Raw genomic sequence first — 16,035 nt, forward strand, 5'->3', positions numbered from 1 at the left:
TGAAGTCTTGCGGCGCGGACCGGCACCGTGCCGACGCGGCAGAAGGTAAGCCGACACGCCTTCAGCAGGAAGGAAATAACCCAGTAATATCATCGATTTATTGGCGATCCCGACAGGATTCGAACCTGTGACCATCGGCTTAGAAGGCCGAAAGAAATTCTGGCCAGCCGGCGAGAGTTCCAACTTTGGTCGTGCCGAAACATGCGGAACAGAAAGCGAAACTTGGAACGCGATCAGCGCGGCGAAACCACATCCGCAACCCCGCCGCGTATGGCACGCTCGAACCCGCATATTCAGCTTGGGATGATGGTCTGGGAACTTCCGCGACACGACGACGTTGCGTCCTTTTCGAACCGAGGAGGTTGTCATGGATTGGAACCGCGTCGAGGGAAACTGGAAGCAAGTGAAGGGTAAGGTCAAAGAACAGTGGGGAAAACTCACCGACGATGATCTTGATCGCATCGCCGGCAAACGCGATCAGCTCGAAGGCAAGATTCAGGAGCGCTACGGCATCGAAAGGGATCGCGCCCGCCGGGATATCGATGACTGGTATAGCAGGCAACGCTGGTAGGAAGGCAATCTATCGAGAGGCCGAGCTTTTGCAGGCCATGGAAGGTGCGCTGTCCTGATTTTCGGAGATCCACCCCGACGACGCGACGGGTGTAGGCGACCTCACAGCAGCCACCGCATCGTCCTTGGTTTCGGCTCGTCCTCGCTGCGGTCACTAAAGCGGCTGATTGCGGCAGACAACATGACCCAGAAAGAGAACGCCAGGACGGAAACGCAGCTTGCTATTGCTCGGGCCAGGATCAGGGCCGGAAAGTCTTTTTAGGAAGCTGCGATTGCTGCCTCATTGCGGCTTCTAGCTTTCTAGGCAGTATACGCGATCCATCCTAGAAGGAACAGAGCCGCACTGAACGCAAACAGCGTATAGATCGCGAGGAGTAAAAGGACGGGGAAAAAATCGCTTTGATAGACTGTCATAATCATACGGATTAGAGGGTTGGCAATTTCAGTATGCAGTACGTCGTCTTTATCTGCCACAGCTCCGATGCTCGGAATTTTGTACTCTTTTATCGCCTCTGGCCGCTCTGACTTCGCAGTCGTCTGAGCGTTCTCAGCCGCCTTCAAAATCCTGTTTGATATATGGTTCGCCACCAACGGATCACCGGATAGTTGGTCCTGTGCGACCGGTTTGGCGAAGATTTCTGCCCGGCGTGTGCTCATGGGCCAGTAAGCGTCTTTCCTGCCTTATAGTTCTCTCGCGGCGAGTTGCCGATACGACAAATCCGCTCCGACGAAGCGACTTCCAAAACTGGCAGAGTGGATGTGCTCAGGCAGTCCTCAGTCATTGCCTTCATATCCCGTGGGCCAGGACTACGTAGATAATGGGGACTGACATCAACCAGCCGCCCATTCCTAGAAGCACCCAAATAGCCGTGCGCTCGGTTCGCCTGACAAGATCAGCGATGTTTTCCTCGTCAGTTAAGGAGAGCGCGTTCAGCCATCCGGGCTCAGGCGCAGAATTGTCATTCGCAGGCTCGTTGGCGCTGACACTCTCATTCGATCTATGGGCCAATGCCATCGTTTTTACTCACTAAATGTTGAGCATTATGCCCATCACCAGAAAGGTGACGGCAGTCGCGAAGATTGGTGCTAGCAACCAGCGTGCCTGACCAACACTTTTATCCATCTGCTCTCTCCGAATTTGGAGAAGCAACTACCTTGGCCATAGGTTGTTCCGCCTAGTCCCAAGAGGTAAGACCATTGCGTTTTTGTATCCGGGCTTTCGTCCTGTCCGACCTCAGACTGAAGTCGGGGCAGAGGAACGTTTGGTCCGCCGACTTGTTTGGATCGCTGGCGCACAATGCTGTTCGCCAGATTACAAGAGGAGAAAAAATATGAGAATGCACCTAACCAGCGCCGCCGCGGCGCTCGTTCTGTTTGCCGGCATTGGCGCAGTGGCTGCCGAGGAAGTGGTCATCACACCTGAGCAGGACACCGTTGTGCGCGAATACGTGAAGAAGCAACCGCTGGCTTCAGTCAAGATTCCGGGAGTGGAACTGAACGTCGGCACGGCTCTACCAGACACGGTCGAGCTCCACGAAGTTCCGAACGTCAAATACCGTTATGTGGTGGTCGACAAACACACAGTTCTGGTCGATCCGGGCACCCGCAAGATTGTCAAAGTCTACGACTAAGACTTCGAATGAACCCACGCCCCGCCGCCAGCCGTGGCGGTGGGTCGTGCATGGCAGATCACCACTCAACCGGGCAAAATGAAGATGAAGAACCTTGAGGTCGAGACGACCGAAGCCCTAGTAGCGCGCCTGGCAGATCTCCAGGCAAGAATGTGGGCAGCGCGTGTAACTAAGGCCGAACTTAAAACCTTTCAAAAGGTCGCGGCCATTATGGATATCGGTACCGGTCAGATTGCTGGCGACGACCTGATCGCTGCATCTTTCCTCGCCGAAGGCGCTGGTCAAGAAGCAGGATAGAATAAGTATGACCGAGCTTCCGGACCGTGGCCCGCCAATTGTCACAAAAATACAAGCCGCGAAGATTGTGAGCCAGCCCCAACCGTCAGGTCGAGTTTTTCGCGCCATTCAACGCCTCGCAAGACAAGAATTGAGTCGCCTTGATGTGGACTCAAGCCCGGACGCCAGGGCATTAGTCTCACGGCCCGCCACGGTGAGCAGCGGGCCAGCAATAGGGAAGGACTTGGACGAACTGCTTTCAGCCGCCCATCATCTTCGCCATCGCGCAGAAGTCTGCATGCGACTTGTTGAGCGTGGTATCGCCGCAGTCTTTCAATACGGCCTTCTGCTCATCGGGTTTCATAGCCGTCCATGCGGCCTTGAAATCCGCCTCGGACTTCATTGTCTTCATACCGGCATCGGTAAAGAACGGCGACATCTTTGCCGGATCGTCGAGCGCAGATGTGCTGCCAGCGAGAGCTGAACCCGTCATCATTGCGAGCGCCATCGCGCTCATGGTGAGCTTCTTGATGTTCATCGCATTTCCTCCTTTTTTGGGTCATGAACACAGGTTCGTGACCATCAGAAGCAACGTGATGTCTCGAACTCGGTTCCCAACGGAAGCTTCGAGGATGGGGCCGCCGACGAAACCGAGCAATGGCATGCGTTTTCGACGGCCGCGCGGCCCGTGCGTAAAAGCCGAGTTCGAGCCAGTACGACTGGTGCAACTTGTTCTGATGACTACCGTCACTCGGGCAAACTCGGATCATAATGCACGATCGCATCGAGGATCGTGCGGTAGAGGCTGTCGACCTCTTCGTCGATCTCGCCGCGCTTGATGCCGAGCGCCTTGGCGTCGGCGATGAGCTTGTGCGTCAACTCGTCAACCGAGATAACATCGGCCTTCGTTGTCTCCGGGACGTTGTTGGCAATCCATTGGTCTAGGAAATTGATGCCGCGCGTGGTCATCGAGCTTCAAGCTCGGCCTGACGGTTAGGTTCCAAGGTCGGGTTTGCCGACGGCCGCCTCATCGACCTCCGCTTCCATCAGGTCGCCGACAGGCATGGTCGTGGCAGGGCCGGCGGTAGCCTCCCCGTCGTAGCCATGTAGCCAAGCGTCGGCATGCTCCTGCCAGAAATCCGGTACGGCACGCCCTTTGCCGTCCTTGCGAGCCTGGACGCCATACATCCAGGCATAGTTGGCGCGCTCCTGGTCTTTCCGAGCCGAGTTGGAACTTTTCAGCCGGCTAAGACCTAAGTGCTTGAATTATTGGCGATCCCGACAGGATTCGAACCTGTGACCATCGGCTTAGAAGGCCGGTGCTCTATCCAGCTGAGCTACGGGACCGCTGGCCGGCCAAACGGGCCGGCTGAATATCTGGCGCTGGCCGCCGTTCAATGTGTCCAGGGCGTCCTACGGTCATAGCGGAAATTCTCCGCATAGGAAATCTGGCGGCGCTTGGTCTCTTTGGGCTCCTCGACACGGAAGGCAAGGCCTTCTTTTTCGGCGTAAGCCACGGCCTCTTCGCGCGTCTCGAAGGTCAGCCTGATCTGGCTTCTCATGTCTCCCGACGTCGTATAGCCCATCAAGGGATCGATCTTCTTGCGCATCTCGGGGTCGAATTCCAGCACCCAGTGGCCGGTTTTGGCCTTGCCGGACTGCATCGCGGTTTTGGCTGGGCTGAAAATGCGCGCGGACATGGCCACCTCATGGTTGTGCAAGGCAGCATCGCCGCCCCTTCGCCCGTCATTACTGCGCAATGCGCATGGCGGCAAGGTTTTTGCACTTGCCATGTAACACCGAAATGAATAGGCAACAGACCGTTCGGAGTGTAGCGCAGGCTGGTAGCGCATCTGGTTTGGGACCAGAGGGTCGGGAGTTCGAATCTCTCCACTCCGACCATCCCTTTTTATATCCGGCGCAACCTAGGCGCCCTCACCCGCCGCGAGAGCCTGAACCACGGCCTGCGCCTTTGTCGTGCCCTTGATTGTCCGCGCTTCGTCGGCGAATGCGAACCAGCCCTGGTTGAAGCCGTCCAGCATGCGCATGCGGGGTTGCGGATTTCGCATGCCTTGCGAACGGAAAAGCGCCTCCCACGTCTCACGCGGTACCGGCACGGCGCGCACCGGTTTGCCAAGCACGGTTGTGAAAGCGGCGGCAAGGTCATCGGGCGACACACGCTCCGGGCCTTCCAACTCGACGATACGCGTGCCGCTCCAGTCCTGCTGGATGAGTGCTGCCGCCACCCGCCCGACATCCTCGGCGGCCACCATCGGCAGCGCCCTGTTCGTCGGCGCGAGGAAGCTGTGGATGAGACCGGCCTCTCGTGCCGACGAAACGTCCCAGGCGACATTATCAAGGAACCAGGCGGGCCGCAGCAAGGTAAGTACCAGCGGCAGCGCGCTCAGCGCGGTCTCCATCATCGTGCGTTGTGACAGCAGATTGTCCTGGACCGCATCGGCGCCAACGGTCGACAGGCAGACAATTTTGGCCGGCTTCGCAGCCTTCAACGCGGTCACGACGCTGTCGATGACCGATTGCGCTTCGGGATAAAAGGGTTCGGGATCGAACACCGGCGGCGGCAGGATGAACACAGCCGTTGCCCCCTTGAAAGCCTGCGTCAGCGCCTCCTCATCCTCCATGGCGGCGATCGCGACGTCGCAGCCGAGCGCCGCCCACTGGCGGCCTTTCGTGGCGTCGCGCACAACGGCGCGAACGGGCTGGCCGGCGGCGAGCAATGCGCGCGCCATCGCGCCGCCGACTTTGCCGGTAATGCCGGTGATTGCATACATGATCCATCTCCGTTTTTTCGGGTTCGCGCCTCCGCGGCACGGAATGGCGGATCTTTAGCTCGACACCGACTGTTGCCGTGAGTGCCATTAAATCATATCATTGTTGATCTCAAATCAACGGACGGGCCAATGGCGTTCGACGGGCGTGTCATCTCCAATGTCGGCGTGCTGGCCGCGATCGCCGAAGGCGGCAGCTTTGCCCGGGCCGCCGACGCGCTCGGCCTGTCACGCTCGGGCGTCAGCCGCGCGGTCTCGCGTCTGGAGGCCCGCGTCGGCGTGCGTCTGCTCGACCGGACGACGCGCGCCGTCTCGTTGACCGACGAGGGCCGCCGGCTTTACGCCGAGGTGGCGCCGTTGCTGACCGGCATAGAAGACGCGGTGACCGTCACCTCGGGCACGTCGATCGCGGTGCGTGGCCGGCTGCGTGTCAATGTCGACGCCTTCTTTTCGCGCCAGTTGTTCACGCCGCATATCAGCGAATTCCTGTCGCTCTATCCGGATCTGTCGCTCGAACTTGTCGCCAGGGATCAGTTAGGGGATCTGGTGGCCGAAGGATTCGACATCGCCATCCGCTTTGGAACGCCGCCCGTGTCGTCGCTGGTGGTGAAAAAGCTCGTGCAGACCCGCACGGTAACGGTTGCCGCACCCGCCTATCTCAGGGCACGCGGGTACCCCACCATCCCCGCCGATCTTGTCGACCACGCCTGCATCCAGGTCCGCGATTCGCTGACCGGCCAGCCGATCGAGGAATGGCGGTTTCGACGCGGCGACGAGGTCGTCGATGTCAAAACCACGGGCCGCCTGATGGTCACCGAGTTCGGCACCATGCTCGGCGCCTGCCTCGACGGCGTCGGCATCGCCAGGATCAAGGCGATTGGCGTGCGGCACCTCATCCAACAAGGCGCGCTGGTCGAGGTGCTACCGGACTGGCACGGCGAAAGCTTTCCGCTCTACGCGCTCTACCCATCGCGCCATTTGCCGCCGGCCAAGGTTCGCGCCTTCATCGACTTCGTGCAATCGCATCTCGGTTGACCACCATCGCCGACGCCCAGTCCCCTGCTCACGGCTTGGAAGCAACACGTGTCGTTGGTTGGGTGGTCACCAGCGCGGCGCGGGCGGTCGCTCGATGCACCTGAAGGTAAGCTCGCCGGGCGAGAACCCCAAACTCATTCCCGGCGAGCCTACAACCTGATTTGGAACGTAATCAGGACCGGGGTCAGCCGGCAAGCTGGTGCAGCAAGATGGATGCCAGTCCTGTTTCCCGAAATGGGACATGTTTCCAATTGTTGGGTTGTTGTTTCCATAGCCTGGCTTGATTTTGACTAACGCCCCGCCTTGTACCATCAATAAGAATGAGGGGATCCAAAACGGGGGAGTATAATGGGCAATTCCTATCCTGGCGAAGAGGCGACGGCCGAACAAATACTAAGGCTTGCAAGTGAATTCAGAAATGCGGCGGTCAGTCTTCAGGCACTTCATCGCAAGCGGAATCCACTTTCCCTCGTGCCGTGCCGTTTCGCTGCACTTCACGCGATTGAACTCTATCTCAATGCACGACTCCTGCTATCAGGATCGGACCCGAAAGCGGTTCGCGGCCTGCAGCATGATTTCGCTGCTCGCACCGAAAAAGCCCTTATTTCTGGGCTCGTCCTGCGGAAGCGCACGACACATCACCTGTCTCAACTCACCGGAAACAGAGAATATTTGGTAGCGCGATATGGCCCCGAAATGACCACCACGCTGTCGCAAATCAACAGGCTGATGGCGACATTGCACGAGATTGCCACGAAGGTAGAGGGGCTGCACCGTTCCGGAGCACCTGCAGCCTAAATATCGAATGAGCCCTGCCCCTCATCCATGGCGTTGACCGTTTCGGCGGCGAGCGCCCGTGTGATCGGCATCTTGCGCTCGAGCGCGGTGCGGTCCAGCCGCTCCACCACGCGCATGGCTGTGCCTAGCGAGCGCTCAATGCGCCGCACCAGATATTGCACGACATGCGGTTCGACCTCGACCTGGCGGTCGGCGAACAGCTTGGTGATGACGCCGGCCAGCAGCAGGTCGTCGGGCTCATGGATCTCGACTGTCGCTGCCGCCTTCAGCCGCGAGGCCAGATCAGGCAGCGATACGCCCCAGGCCGCGGGAAAACGCCGTGCGGTCAACAGCAGCGTCGAGCCGGCGCCGCGCACCGCATTGATCAGATGGAACAGGCCTTGTTCGTCGACCGCGCCGGCATCGACATCGTCGATCAGCGCCGGCCGGGCGCCGAGACTGGCAATGCTGTCGCCGATGCGCCGGGCGTCGACGGCAACCGCGTTGGCACGCGCACGCCAGATGGCGGCCAGATGCGTCTTGCCGGAGCCGGCGGGACCTGCCAGCACCACCACCGGCGAAGGCCAGTCCGGCCAGAGGTCCACCAGTGCGGCCGCCTGGTTGTTGGTGCCGGAGACGACGAGTTCGTCGCGCGAATAGCCGGTGCCGTGGCCGAGATCGAGCGGCAGCTGGCGCGGCGGATCGGTTCTCTGGGCGGTCACTTCGAGCGACGTGGTTGTGTGCGGTGGCCGCCGCCGCGATCGGCCGGCAGCGGCGGCGCGGGCTCTGTCGCGTGGCCCTTGTAGAGCGGCGATTCGAGATAGCGGGCAATGGCAAAGCGCACCAGGACGGCGACGGCGGCGGAAGCCGGCACGGCAATCAGCAGACCGACAAAACCGAACAGCGCGCCAAAGGCGAACAGGGCGAACATCAGCCACACCGGATGCAGGCCGACGCTTTTGCCGACCAGCCTGGGCTGCAATATGTTGCCTTCGATGAACTGGCCGATGAAGAAGACCACGGCGACGGCGACGATCATGGTCCAGTCCGGCCAGAACTGGACAAAAGCCACGCCAACCGCCAGCACCAGCCCCGTCAGCGAGCCGACATAGGGAATGAAAGAGATCAGCCCGGCGAACAGGCCGATCAGGATGGCGAAATTCAGCCCGGTCAACGTCAGGCCGGTGGCATACATGGCGCCCAGCACCAGGCAGAGCGTGCCCTGTCCGCGCACGAAGCCGGCGGTCGCGGTGTTGATGTCGCGCGCAATGGCGCGCACGGTCGCGACATTGTCGCGCGGCACCCAGCTGTCGATGACCGCCACCATGCGGTCCCAGTCGAGCAGCATGTAGAAGGCAACGACCGGCGTCACCACGAACAGGCTGACCACCGAGACCAGCGCCACGCCCGAACTCCAGATCGAGGTGAAGACCGTTGTGAGCAGGCCGAAACCCGAGGTCAGCAGCGAATTCAGCCCATCGCGCAAGCCATTGGCGTTGACGCCGAATTTCTGCTCCAGCCATTTCGGATCGAAGGAGGTGATCAGACTTTGCAGCCGGGTCAGATATTCCGGCAGTTTGCCGGCGAAATCGGCCATCTGCGTGGCCAGCACCGGAATTAGGATGACAAAGGCCAGCACCAGCACGATGAGGAAGGTGATGAGGATGACCACCGTCGCCATGAAGCGGGACAGGCCAAACCGCTGCAGCCGGTCGGCGACCGGATCGAGGAAATAGGCAAGCACCATGCCGGCGACGAAGGGCAGCAGGATGGCGCTGAATATATAGAGGAACAGCGCAAGTCCTGCGACGCCGGCCACCCAGAAGCAGATCTGCCGGCGGAACGCGGAGGCTGCGGCCAGATCGGCAGCCGCGGCCTCGATCACCGCCGCTTCTTTCTCAGATGTCCGGATTGGAGCCTTCGCCATAGCCGCTCATATGCCTCAGCCAAGCCACGAGATAGGCTGCGGCCGAAGCTACGGTCAAGACCCCGGACAGCAATATGAGGGCTGGCCGCAGCGGGTCGAGGTGCACGGCAAAGCCAAGCTCGCCCAGCACAACCGCCGCCAGCACGATCTGGATGGCTGTATTGGCCTTCGACACCAGGAACGGCTTTATCTCGACCGGATGCGCCATCACCGTGGACAACAGGACCGCGCAGACGATCAGCGCATCGCGCGACACCATGGTGACGACCAGCCACAGCGGCAACTGCCCGATGAAGCCCATGACGACGAACACCGAAACCAGAAGCAGCTTGTCGGCCATCGGGTCGAGATAGGCACCGAGTTCGGACTGCTGGTTGAAACGGCGGGCGATGAAACCGTCGACGCCATCCGAGACGCCGGCGATGACGAAACCGGCAAAGGCCCAGTCCCAGCGGGCCTGCAGCATGGCTAGCACCACGGCAGGCACCAGGAGAAGGCGCAGGATGGTGATCAGGTTGGGGATGGTCAATGCATTGTCCCGCCATGCGCTGTTTCGAGATAGATGAAGGAGATGGAGAGCCGCCACAAGGGACAGCCTGTTCTGGACGCGAGTGCCAAACGCGATGCCATTCTATCCACGCTTTTGTCGGCCAAAAGGTGCTCGGCTCCGCCGTTATCCTTGCGGACCGAAACCGTTCATGCGAAGAGCCCGCAAACGAGCAGGAAAATTGCGATGAGCAAGCGCGACACAAGCCCGGACAAAGCGGCCAAGCGCAGGAACGGGCTCACCTATGCCGAGGCCGGTGTCGATATCGATGCCGGCAATCTCATGGTCGAGAAGATCAAGCCGCTGGTGCGCGCCACGCGCCGGCCGGGCGCGGATGGCGAGATCGGCGGTTTCGGCGGGCTGTTCGACCTCAAGGCGGCGGGCTTCACCGATCCAGTGCTGGTTGCGGCCAATGACGGCGTCGGCACCAAGCTCAAGATCGCCATCGATGCCGGCAAACACGACACGATCGGCATCGACCTCGTCGCCATGTGCGTCAACGATATTGTCGTGCAGGGCGCCGAGCCGCTGTTCTTCCTCGACTATTTCGCCACCGGCAAGCTCGACCCCGACCAGGGCGCGGCAATTGTCGGCGGCATCGCCGAAGGCTGCCGGCAGGCCGGCTGCGCGCTGATCGGCGGCGAGACGGCGGAAATGCCCGGCATGTATCACGGCAAGGACTATGACCTCGCCGGCTTTGCCGTGGGCGCGGCCGAACGCGGCCAGCTTTTACCCACCGACGACATCGTCGAGGGCGATGTGCTTTTGGGTCTTGCTTCCTCGGGCCTGCATTCGAACGGTTTTTCGCTGGTGCGCCGCATCGTCGCCGCCAGCGGGCTGGCGTGGAGCGATCCGGCGCCGTTCAACGACGAGGCGACGCTGGCCGAGGCGCTGCTCGAACCGACCCGCATCTACGTCAAGTCGATCCTCAAGGCGATCCGCAACACGCATGGCATCAAGGCGCTGGCCCACATCACCGGCGGCGGCTTCCCGGAAAACATTCCGCGCGTGCTGCCCAAAGATTTTTCGGCCGAGCTCGACCTGGAAGCCATAGACGTGCCGGCGGTGTTCTCTTGGCTGGCCAAGACCGGCGGCGTGGCGCCGGAAGAAATGATGCGCACCTTCAATTGCGGCGTCGGCATGATCCTGGCGGTCGCCTCCGGCCAGGCGGCGCAGGTCGCTGCCGTGCTGCAGGAAGCCGGAGAGACGGTGACGCCGATCGGCCGCATCGTGCCGCGCCGCGATGCCGGCGTCATCTATCGGGGCTCGATCGGCCTATGAGCACACACAGGAAACGCACGGTCGTGCTGATCTCGGGACGCGGCTCCAACATGACCGCGCTGATCGCGGCTGCCAGCGACCCGGCCTTCCCGGCCGAGATCGTCGGCGTGATTTCCGACAAGGCGGACGCCGCCGGCCTCGGCATCGCCAAGGCGCGCGGCATCGCCACGCAGGTCATTGCCCGCGCCGACCATGGCAGCAAGCAGGGGCATGACGCGGCGATCGACGCCGCACTCACCGCCTTCAATGCCGAGATCGTGGCACTGGCCGGCTACATGCGCATCCTCTCCTCCGGCTTCGTCCAGAAATGGCAGGGACGGATGATCAACATCCACCCTGCCCTGCTGCCGGCCTTTAAGGGCCTCGACACCCATGCCCGGGCGCTGGCCGCCGGCCTGCGCATCCATGGCTGCACCGTGCATTTCGTCACGTCGGAGATGGACGACGGACCGATCATCGCGCAGGCGGCCGTGCCGGTGATGGTCGGCGACAATGCCGATACGCTGGCGGCCCGGGTGCTGAAGGCCGAGCACCGGCTCTATCCGTTGGCGCTTGGACTGGTCGCCGAAGGCAAGGCGCGCATGGTGGCCGGGCGCACCGTGCTCGCCCACTTTGCCGACGATGCCGACAACGCCACCTCGGTGGTGATGGCGCCCGATCCGCTGCGCGAGGAAGCCGATCTGGAACATCTGGCACGGATTACGCCCTAAGCCGAGAGCGCGGCGATGAAACAGCTTCTCCTCCTGCGGCACGCCAAATCGAGCTGGGACGACCCTGCGCTCGATGATTTCGACCGTCCGCTGGCGCAACGTGGATTGAAGGCGGCCAAATTGATGGGGCGCGAGCTTGCGGCGCGCGACTGGCTGCCGGATCAGGTGCTGGTGTCGTCGGCGCTGCGCACCCGCGACACGTGGCGGCTGGTCGCCGCGGAATTGCCGGCGCATCCCATGGTCGTGCTTGCCGAAGCGCTCTACGAGGCTTCGGCGGCGGACATTCTGAGCCAGATTCGTAAAGTCGAACCAACAAGGGGCTGCCTGGTGGTGGTTGGCCACAATCCGGGCCTGGAGGATCTGGCAAAACAGCTTGCCGGGTCAGGCTCGGAGGCCAAAGCCCATAAGAGGCTTGAGGAAAAGTTCCCCACGGCAGCCATCGCGCGCTTTGTTTTCGACGGCGACTGGTCTGGCCTGTCGGTCGCCCGACTGACGCATTGCCTGCGCCCGAAGGATCTGAGCTAGAGCAATTCCAGGAAAAGTGTGAGCGGTTTTCCGCCTGGAATTGCGTGAAAACAAAGAGTTAGAGCGGTTCGGCGTTTCCATGAAACGGTGAAACGCTCTAGCCGTCCTGCCGGGCATGCGGCGGGCAAGCCCGCCGCGCCCGAAACCTCAGTTGCCCCAGATGCCCTGGCCGGGTTCCGGCCAGTCGGTGGTGGTCTTCATCCTGGTATCGGCCGCCTTGTGCCCGGCCACATCCGTGTTCTTGACCGCGCCGGTGGCGGCATGATCCACGCCGGCAATCGAGGCAACCGGTTGGTTGGCATTGTCGGAGCCGTAATGGTCACTGCCGGCAAAGGCACCGCCGGTCGCAAGGAGGATGGCTGATATAACGATAGCGATTTTGTTCATTTCAATCTCCTGTCTCATCCGTTGGGCGGCGTCTTGGGAGGACGGTTCCGCTGGAAATGAGACCCGAGGCCATCCGGTTTTATTCCTGGAGGTGGGGCGTTTTTTCTGTCGGGTGCGAAGATCCGGTGGCTCAAACCGATGCCAGCCCGTGCCTGCCCTGCTACACAAAAAACAAGAGCGGCGGGTCAAACCCACCGCTCTTTGTCATCGAGGCCTGCTTGGCTTAGTTGCCCCAGATCCCCTGGCCGGATTCCGGCTGGACTGGATCGGGCGTCAGTTTGAAGCCATGATGCTCGACCGGCTGGCGGATCGACGCCGTGTGGCTGTGGTCAATGTTGCCAGCGGGCGCTGCGATGGCCGGCTGGTTGACATTGTCCGAACCAAAATGGTCGCTGCCGGCAAAGGCGCTGCCCGTGGCAATGAGGATGGCAGCAGCGGTAAGTGCGATCTTGGCCATTTTCTTACTCCAGTATTCCTAAGTTCTGTCCGTCAAGTGGCGTGCCCTTGGGAGGAATTTCGCGTCGCTCGGACGGGCTGGAAGTGGGTTTTTCGTTTGCCGACTTCCAATCACGAAGATGTTCCATCACGCGCCGGATCCAGACCTTGAATTTAGGAAAATGGATCAAGCGACGACAATTTTATTGCTAAATATCATATGGTTATTGGAAATCACCCATTGCACGTTATGACGATTTGTAAAGCCGGCGTCGACCGTCCGCTCACGGTTCGTCAACATTATTTGAACCGATCGGTTCGATTTCCGATCGGCATACCGCATGCATAAAAAACAAGAGCGGCGGGCCAGGCCCACCGCTCTTTGTCGTCTTCCGGGGATTGAAGGAATTAACGGCCCCAGATGCCCTGGCCCGACTGGGCCGGCACGTTGGCATTGGCGTCGCCCTGCGTCTTTACGGACTTCGCGATCGAACCGGTATGCGTGGTGTCGATGTTGGAGGACTGCTGGCTGACAACCGGCTGGTTTACATTGTTGGAGCCATAATTGTCGCTGCCGGCAAAAGCGGTGCCCGTGGCAACGAGGATGGCAGCGGCGGTAAGAGTGATCCTGGTCATTTTCTTTACTCCAGTATTTATCTGTCCTGTCCGTCCAGTAGCGTGCCCTTGGGAGGAATTTCGCGTCGCTCGGACTACCGCGAAGTAGGGAATGCCTTTTGGGATTGCCAGTCGCGTCGGCTTTGCAGAACTTGCTTATATTATATACAATGCATATTGCCTTGCAGCAATTTTAGCTCGATTTATGCAATAATTTCAGGTTACTAGGTCCCACGCCCCCAACAAAACCCAAGCCCTTTTGGAGGTCATTGTTCACTGTTTGCGGTACAATCTGTCAACCAGAACCGAACCGTTCGGTTCGATTTGAATAAGAAAAATGAGAAAATAGGCAGATCGAGGCCTGCAAGGGTCTGCAGTTACCCCTCGCCAAGGCCGCATTTGTCTTGCGTTGAGATCGATACTGTCGCTCATTCAGGAGAGATCAGGAGTGCCACGGCCATCAAGCCTTGGGTGTTCCGCTGGGAGCTGGGATTCGGACTGTCATAGATATGCGACTGCTGCTTGTTGAGGATAATCGCGAACTGGCCGACTGGTTGGGCAAGACCTTGCGCCAGGCGAATTATGTGGTCGACATCGTCCATGACGGAGAGGATGTCGAGCATGCGCTGGCGGTGGGCGACCATGCGCTCGTCATCCTCGACCTGGCGCTGCCGAGAATGAGCGGCCTGGAGGTTCTGCGCACTCTGCGGACTCGCGGCAACCGGGTACCGGTGATCGTGCTGACCGCCAATGCCAGCCTCGACGGCAGGGTCAAGGGCCTCAATGAAGGCGCCGACGACTATCTGGCCAAGCCATTCCAGATCGAGGAGCTCGAGGCCCGTATCCGGGCGCAGTTGCGCCGCGCCAATGACCGCACCGCGCCCGTCGTTGCCTGCGGCGATCTCGTCTTCGACACCAACACAAGGCTGTTTTCGCTCGCCGGCGAACCACTGGCGCTCACACCTCGCGAACACGCAGTGCTGGAGCAATTGATGGTGAAGGCCGGGCGCACGGTGAGCAAGGCAGCACTTTCGGCGGCGATCTACGATTTCGAGACCGATGCCGACCCCAGCGCCATCGAGATCTATGTGCATCGCGTGCGCAAGAAACTCGAAGGGTCGCGGGTCCAGATCGCCACCTTACGTGGCCTCGGCTATCTCTTGCGACATGAAGATCAATAGCCTCCGCCTGCAATTGTTGGCATGGGTGGTGCTGCCGCTGGCCGGACTCGCCACCATCAATCTATGGACCAGCCACGGCAGCGCGCTGGCCACCGCCAACCTGGTCACCGACCGAATGCTGCTCGGCTCGGCGCGGACCATCGCCGAGCAGGTCACCATGACCGACGGCGTGCTCGATGCCACGATACCGCCGGCAGCGATCGAGATGTTCGATACGGGCGACCGCGACAGCGTCTACTACCATGTCAAGACTGCCAGAGGGCGGCTGCTGACCGGCTACCCCAATTTGCCGGAGGCCTTGGCGCCGTCCAGCACCGAGGCAACTTATCGCGACCACCAGCTGCGGCTGCTTACCTTCAGCCAGGGTGTGGTCGGCGCCGGCGAGGATTCGCCGATATCGGTTACCGTCGGCGTCACCCTTGCGGGACATGACGCGATGGTGCGGCGACTCTGGTTTGGCGCCTTTACCCAGCAGTTGGCGCTGGTGGCGATCGCCGGCCTCTTCGTGCTCCTTGGCCTGCATCGGGGCCTGGCGCCGCTGATCAGGCTACGCGACGCGGTGCGTTCGCCGAACCGCAGCGACCTCGACCCGGTGGAAGTGCCGGGCGCGCAGAGTGAAATCCGCCCGCTGATCGATGCGCTCAACGCCTATATGGCACGCGTGCGGGCGCAGATGGCGTCGCAACGCCGCTTCGTCGCCAATGCCGCGCACCAGTTGCGCACGCCGCTGGCATTGCTGTCGACGCAGGCGAGCTACGCGTTGCGAGAGACCGTCCCCGACGCCCGCCACGAGGCGCTGGTGGCCTTGCAGGCGAGCTCCGGCCGCCTGGCACGGCTTGCCGAACAACTGCTGACCTTGTCGCGGGCCGAGCCGGGCAGCCGAAGGCCGCGCGCCGACCGTGTCGACCTGACCGAAGCGGCTCGCCAGGTTCTGGAAACCCATGCGCCGATCGCCGTCAGCCGCAACGTCGATCTCGGTCTCGAGGAAACCGGCCCCGTGCCGGTCATCGGCGACGGCACCATGCTGCGCGAGATGATCGTGAACCTGGTCGACAATGCGCTGCGCTACTCCTCGTCAGGCGGCAGCGTCACGGTGAGGCTGGCGACCGTCGACGGCGAAGCCGTGCTGACGGTCACCGACGACGGGCCTGGCATTCCGGTGGATGAGCGGGATCACGTGTTCGAGCGCTTCTACCGCATCGCCGGCTCGACCGAGGAAGGCAGCGGGCTGGGGCTCGCCATCGTGCGCGAGGTCGTCGAAAACGCAGGCGGCCGCGTCATCCTGCGGGATGGCGCGGCCGGCGGTCTGGTGGTCGACGTCAGGTTGCCACTGGCAAGCAGCTAGCCCA

22 protein-coding genes and 3 tRNA genes are annotated in these 16,035 nt (G+C 61.3%); 11 read left to right on the forward strand and 14 right to left on the reverse strand.

Going from position 1 to position 16,035, the window contains the following annotated elements; translation table 11 throughout:
* Positions 1 to 101: 101 nt before the first annotated feature.
* Positions 102 to 254, reverse strand: a tRNA-Arg gene (locus ACWGS8_RS24835).
* A gap of 113 nt (positions 255 to 367) precedes the next feature.
* Here ACWGS8_RS24835 and ACWGS8_RS24840 point away from each other — a divergent pair.
* A complete protein-coding gene (locus ACWGS8_RS24840; protein ID WP_454583384.1) occupies positions 368 to 571 on the forward strand; it encodes a CsbD family protein in 204 nt (67 codons plus the stop codon).
* Positions 572 to 870: 299 nt separating this feature from the next.
* On the opposite strand, the gene ACWGS8_RS24845 is transcribed toward ACWGS8_RS24840, so the two are convergent.
* Entirely contained in the window at positions 871 to 1,227 is a 357-nt protein-coding gene (locus tag ACWGS8_RS24845; RefSeq protein WP_454583385.1) for a hypothetical protein, read from the reverse strand.
* 674 nt (positions 1,228 to 1,901) lie between these two features.
* Here ACWGS8_RS24845 and ACWGS8_RS24850 point away from each other — a divergent pair.
* A complete protein-coding gene (locus tag ACWGS8_RS24850) occupies positions 1,902 to 2,201 on the forward strand; it encodes a DUF1236 domain-containing protein (protein WP_454583386.1) in 300 nt (99 codons plus the stop codon).
* Between the two features lie 78 nt (positions 2,202 to 2,279).
* On the forward strand, positions 2,280 to 2,498 hold the full coding sequence (locus ACWGS8_RS24855; protein WP_454583387.1) for a hypothetical protein: 219 nt from the start codon (positions 2,280 to 2,282) through the stop codon (positions 2,496 to 2,498).
* A 238-nt stretch (positions 2,499 to 2,736) separates the two neighbouring features.
* Here the strand turns inward: ACWGS8_RS24855 and ACWGS8_RS24860 are convergent, their stop codons facing one another.
* From ACWGS8_RS24860 to ACWGS8_RS24880, 5 genes are all read right to left on the reverse strand, one after another.
* On the reverse strand, positions 2,737 to 3,015 hold the full coding sequence (locus ACWGS8_RS24860) for a hypothetical protein (RefSeq protein WP_454583388.1): 279 nt from the start codon (positions 3,013 to 3,015) through the stop codon (positions 2,737 to 2,739).
* 209 nt (positions 3,016 to 3,224) lie between these two features.
* Entirely contained in the window at positions 3,225 to 3,446 is a 222-nt protein-coding gene (locus ACWGS8_RS24865; protein WP_454583389.1) for a DUF768 domain-containing protein, read from the reverse strand.
* Positions 3,447 to 3,470: 24 nt separating this feature from the next.
* Positions 3,471 to 3,665: a hypothetical protein gene (locus ACWGS8_RS24870; RefSeq protein WP_454583390.1), complete on the reverse strand. Its 195-nt coding sequence runs from the start codon at positions 3,663 to 3,665 to the stop codon at positions 3,471 to 3,473.
* Between the two features lie 82 nt (positions 3,666 to 3,747).
* Positions 3,748 to 3,824: transfer RNA gene (locus tag ACWGS8_RS24875), tRNA-Arg, on the reverse strand.
* Between the two features lie 47 nt (positions 3,825 to 3,871).
* Positions 3,872 to 4,177 carry an ETC complex I subunit gene (locus tag ACWGS8_RS24880; protein ID WP_454583391.1) on the reverse strand — a complete coding sequence of 102 codons (306 nt, stop codon included), beginning with the start codon at positions 4,175 to 4,177 and terminating at the stop codon, positions 3,872 to 3,874.
* Between the two features lie 125 nt (positions 4,178 to 4,302).
* On the opposite strand from ACWGS8_RS24880, the gene ACWGS8_RS24885 reads away from it, so the two are divergent.
* Positions 4,303 to 4,379, forward strand: a tRNA-Pro gene (locus ACWGS8_RS24885).
* A 23-nt stretch (positions 4,380 to 4,402) separates the two neighbouring features.
* Here ACWGS8_RS24885 and ACWGS8_RS24890 read toward each other — a convergent pair.
* A complete protein-coding gene (locus ACWGS8_RS24890) occupies positions 4,403 to 5,269 on the reverse strand; it encodes an NmrA family NAD(P)-binding protein (protein ID WP_454583392.1) in 867 nt (288 codons plus the stop codon).
* Between the two features lie 129 nt (positions 5,270 to 5,398).
* Between ACWGS8_RS24890 and ACWGS8_RS24895 the strand changes: the two genes are divergently transcribed.
* Both ACWGS8_RS24895 and ACWGS8_RS24900 read left to right on the forward strand, forming a co-directional pair.
* Positions 5,399 to 6,301 carry a LysR family transcriptional regulator gene (locus ACWGS8_RS24895; RefSeq protein ID WP_454583393.1) on the forward strand — a complete coding sequence of 301 codons (903 nt, stop codon included), beginning with the start codon at positions 5,399 to 5,401 and terminating at the stop codon, positions 6,299 to 6,301.
* A gap of 348 nt (positions 6,302 to 6,649) precedes the next feature.
* Positions 6,650 to 7,099, forward strand: a complete 450-nt coding sequence (locus tag ACWGS8_RS24900; RefSeq protein WP_454583394.1) for a hypothetical protein — start codon at positions 6,650 to 6,652, stop codon at positions 7,097 to 7,099.
* Here the strand turns inward: ACWGS8_RS24900 and hdaA are convergent.
* From hdaA to ACWGS8_RS24915, 3 genes are read right to left on the reverse strand one after another with little or no spacing between them, the layout of a single operon-like run.
* The gene (gene hdaA / locus ACWGS8_RS24905; protein WP_454583395.1) at positions 7,096 to 7,800 is read right to left on the reverse strand and encodes a DnaA regulatory inactivator HdaA; all 705 of its coding nucleotides are present in this window, start codon (positions 7,798 to 7,800) and stop codon (positions 7,096 to 7,098) included. The two genes, ACWGS8_RS24900 and hdaA, sit on opposite strands and share 4 nt — an antisense overlap.
* Entirely contained in the window at positions 7,797 to 9,005 is a 1,209-nt protein-coding gene (locus ACWGS8_RS24910) for an AI-2E family transporter (RefSeq protein WP_454583396.1), read from the reverse strand. The genes hdaA and ACWGS8_RS24910 overlap by 4 nt, the downstream gene beginning before the upstream one ends.
* A complete protein-coding gene (locus ACWGS8_RS24915; RefSeq protein WP_454583397.1) occupies positions 8,977 to 9,534 on the reverse strand; it encodes a CDP-alcohol phosphatidyltransferase family protein in 558 nt (185 codons plus the stop codon). Before ACWGS8_RS24915 ends, ACWGS8_RS24910 begins: the two co-directional genes overlap by 29 nt.
* Positions 9,535 to 9,738: 204 nt before the next feature.
* Here ACWGS8_RS24915 and purM point away from each other — a divergent pair, with 204 nt between their 5' ends.
* The 3 genes from purM to ACWGS8_RS24930 are packed head-to-tail and all read left to right on the forward strand — an operon-like array spanning position 9,739 to position 12,068.
* Positions 9,739 to 10,833, forward strand: coding sequence for a phosphoribosylformylglycinamidine cyclo-ligase (gene purM / locus ACWGS8_RS24920; protein ID WP_454583398.1), 1,095 nt, complete (start codon positions 9,739 to 9,741; stop codon positions 10,831 to 10,833).
* Positions 10,830 to 11,543 carry a phosphoribosylglycinamide formyltransferase gene (purN, locus tag ACWGS8_RS24925; RefSeq protein ID WP_454583399.1) on the forward strand — a complete coding sequence of 238 codons (714 nt, stop codon included), beginning with the start codon at positions 10,830 to 10,832 and terminating at the stop codon, positions 11,541 to 11,543. The genes purM and purN overlap by 4 nt, the downstream gene beginning before the upstream one ends.
* Positions 11,544 to 11,558: 15 nt before the next feature.
* On the forward strand, positions 11,559 to 12,068 hold the full coding sequence (locus tag ACWGS8_RS24930) for a SixA phosphatase family protein (RefSeq protein WP_454583400.1): 510 nt from the start codon (positions 11,559 to 11,561) through the stop codon (positions 12,066 to 12,068).
* 147 nt (positions 12,069 to 12,215) lie between these two features.
* Here ACWGS8_RS24930 and ACWGS8_RS24935 read toward each other — a convergent pair whose 3' ends face one another.
* The 3 genes from ACWGS8_RS24935 to ACWGS8_RS24945 all read right to left on the reverse strand — a co-directional run bounded on the left by ACWGS8_RS24935 (position 12,216) and on the right by ACWGS8_RS24945 (position 13,526).
* A complete protein-coding gene (locus ACWGS8_RS24935; protein ID WP_454583401.1) occupies positions 12,216 to 12,455 on the reverse strand; it encodes a DUF680 domain-containing protein in 240 nt (79 codons plus the stop codon).
* Between the two features lie 223 nt (positions 12,456 to 12,678).
* Positions 12,679 to 12,912 (reverse strand): DUF680 domain-containing protein, encoded by a 234-nt coding sequence (locus ACWGS8_RS24940; protein ID WP_454583402.1) that lies wholly within the window; start codon positions 12,910 to 12,912, stop codon positions 12,679 to 12,681.
* Positions 12,913 to 13,298: 386 nt separating this feature from the next.
* The gene (locus ACWGS8_RS24945; protein ID WP_454583403.1) at positions 13,299 to 13,526 is read right to left on the reverse strand and encodes a DUF680 domain-containing protein; all 228 of its coding nucleotides are present in this window, start codon (positions 13,524 to 13,526) and stop codon (positions 13,299 to 13,301) included.
* A 488-nt stretch (positions 13,527 to 14,014) separates the two neighbouring features.
* Between ACWGS8_RS24945 and ACWGS8_RS24950 the strand changes: the two genes are divergently transcribed.
* Together ACWGS8_RS24950 and ACWGS8_RS24955 are read left to right on the forward strand one after the other, a co-directional pair.
* A complete protein-coding gene (locus ACWGS8_RS24950; RefSeq protein ID WP_454583404.1) occupies positions 14,015 to 14,686 on the forward strand; it encodes a response regulator in 672 nt (223 codons plus the stop codon).
* The gene (locus tag ACWGS8_RS24955) at positions 14,673 to 16,031 is read left to right on the forward strand and encodes a sensor histidine kinase (RefSeq protein WP_454583405.1); all 1,359 of its coding nucleotides are present in this window, start codon (positions 14,673 to 14,675) and stop codon (positions 16,029 to 16,031) included. The genes ACWGS8_RS24950 and ACWGS8_RS24955 overlap by 14 nt, the downstream gene beginning before the upstream one ends.
* Positions 16,032 to 16,035 lie beyond the last annotated feature (4 nt).

The organism is Mesorhizobium sp. 43Arga, from assembly GCF_053714255.1.

Bases quoted from the DNA above. Each gene is read 5' to 3' on its own strand.
- ACWGS8_RS24840 (WP_454583384.1), top strand. From the start codon at position 368: ATGGATTGGAACCGCGTCGAGGGAAACTGGAAGCAAGTGAAGGGTAAG.
- ACWGS8_RS24845 (WP_454583385.1), bottom strand. From the start codon at position 1,227: ATGAGCACACGCCGGGCAGAAATCTTCGCCAAACCGGTCGCACAGGAC.
- ACWGS8_RS24850 (WP_454583386.1), top strand. From the start codon at position 1,902: ATGAGAATGCACCTAACCAGCGCCGCCGCGGCGCTCGTTCTGTTTGCC.
- ACWGS8_RS24855 (WP_454583387.1), top strand. From the start codon at position 2,280: ATGAAGATGAAGAACCTTGAGGTCGAGACGACCGAAGCCCTAGTAGCG.
- ACWGS8_RS24860 (WP_454583388.1), bottom strand. From the start codon at position 3,015: ATGAACATCAAGAAGCTCACCATGAGCGCGATGGCGCTCGCAATGATG.
- ACWGS8_RS24865 (WP_454583389.1), bottom strand. From the start codon at position 3,446: ATGACCACGCGCGGCATCAATTTCCTAGACCAATGGATTGCCAACAAC.
- ACWGS8_RS24870 (WP_454583390.1), bottom strand. From the start codon at position 3,665: ATGTATGGCGTCCAGGCTCGCAAGGACGGCAAAGGGCGTGCCGTACCG.
- ACWGS8_RS24880 (WP_454583391.1), bottom strand. From the start codon at position 4,177: ATGTCCGCGCGCATTTTCAGCCCAGCCAAAACCGCGATGCAGTCCGGC.
- ACWGS8_RS24890 (WP_454583392.1), bottom strand. From the start codon at position 5,269: ATGTATGCAATCACCGGCATTACCGGCAAAGTCGGCGGCGCGATGGCG.
- ACWGS8_RS24895 (WP_454583393.1), top strand. From the start codon at position 5,399: ATGGCGTTCGACGGGCGTGTCATCTCCAATGTCGGCGTGCTGGCCGCG.
- ACWGS8_RS24900 (WP_454583394.1), top strand. From the start codon at position 6,650: ATGGGCAATTCCTATCCTGGCGAAGAGGCGACGGCCGAACAAATACTA.
- ACWGS8_RS24910 (WP_454583396.1), bottom strand. From the start codon at position 9,005: ATGGCGAAGGCTCCAATCCGGACATCTGAGAAAGAAGCGGCGGTGATC.
- purM (WP_454583398.1), top strand. From the start codon at position 9,739: ATGAGCAAGCGCGACACAAGCCCGGACAAAGCGGCCAAGCGCAGGAAC.
- purN (WP_454583399.1), top strand. From the start codon at position 10,830: ATGAGCACACACAGGAAACGCACGGTCGTGCTGATCTCGGGACGCGGC.
- ACWGS8_RS24930 (WP_454583400.1), top strand. From the start codon at position 11,559: ATGAAACAGCTTCTCCTCCTGCGGCACGCCAAATCGAGCTGGGACGAC.
- ACWGS8_RS24935 (WP_454583401.1), bottom strand. From the start codon at position 12,455: ATGAACAAAATCGCTATCGTTATATCAGCCATCCTCCTTGCGACCGGC.
- ACWGS8_RS24940 (WP_454583402.1), bottom strand. From the start codon at position 12,912: ATGGCCAAGATCGCACTTACCGCTGCTGCCATCCTCATTGCCACGGGC.
- ACWGS8_RS24945 (WP_454583403.1), bottom strand. From the start codon at position 13,526: ATGACCAGGATCACTCTTACCGCCGCTGCCATCCTCGTTGCCACGGGC.
- ACWGS8_RS24950 (WP_454583404.1), top strand. From the start codon at position 14,015: ATGCGACTGCTGCTTGTTGAGGATAATCGCGAACTGGCCGACTGGTTG.
- ACWGS8_RS24955 (WP_454583405.1), top strand. From the start codon at position 14,673: ATGAAGATCAATAGCCTCCGCCTGCAATTGTTGGCATGGGTGGTGCTG.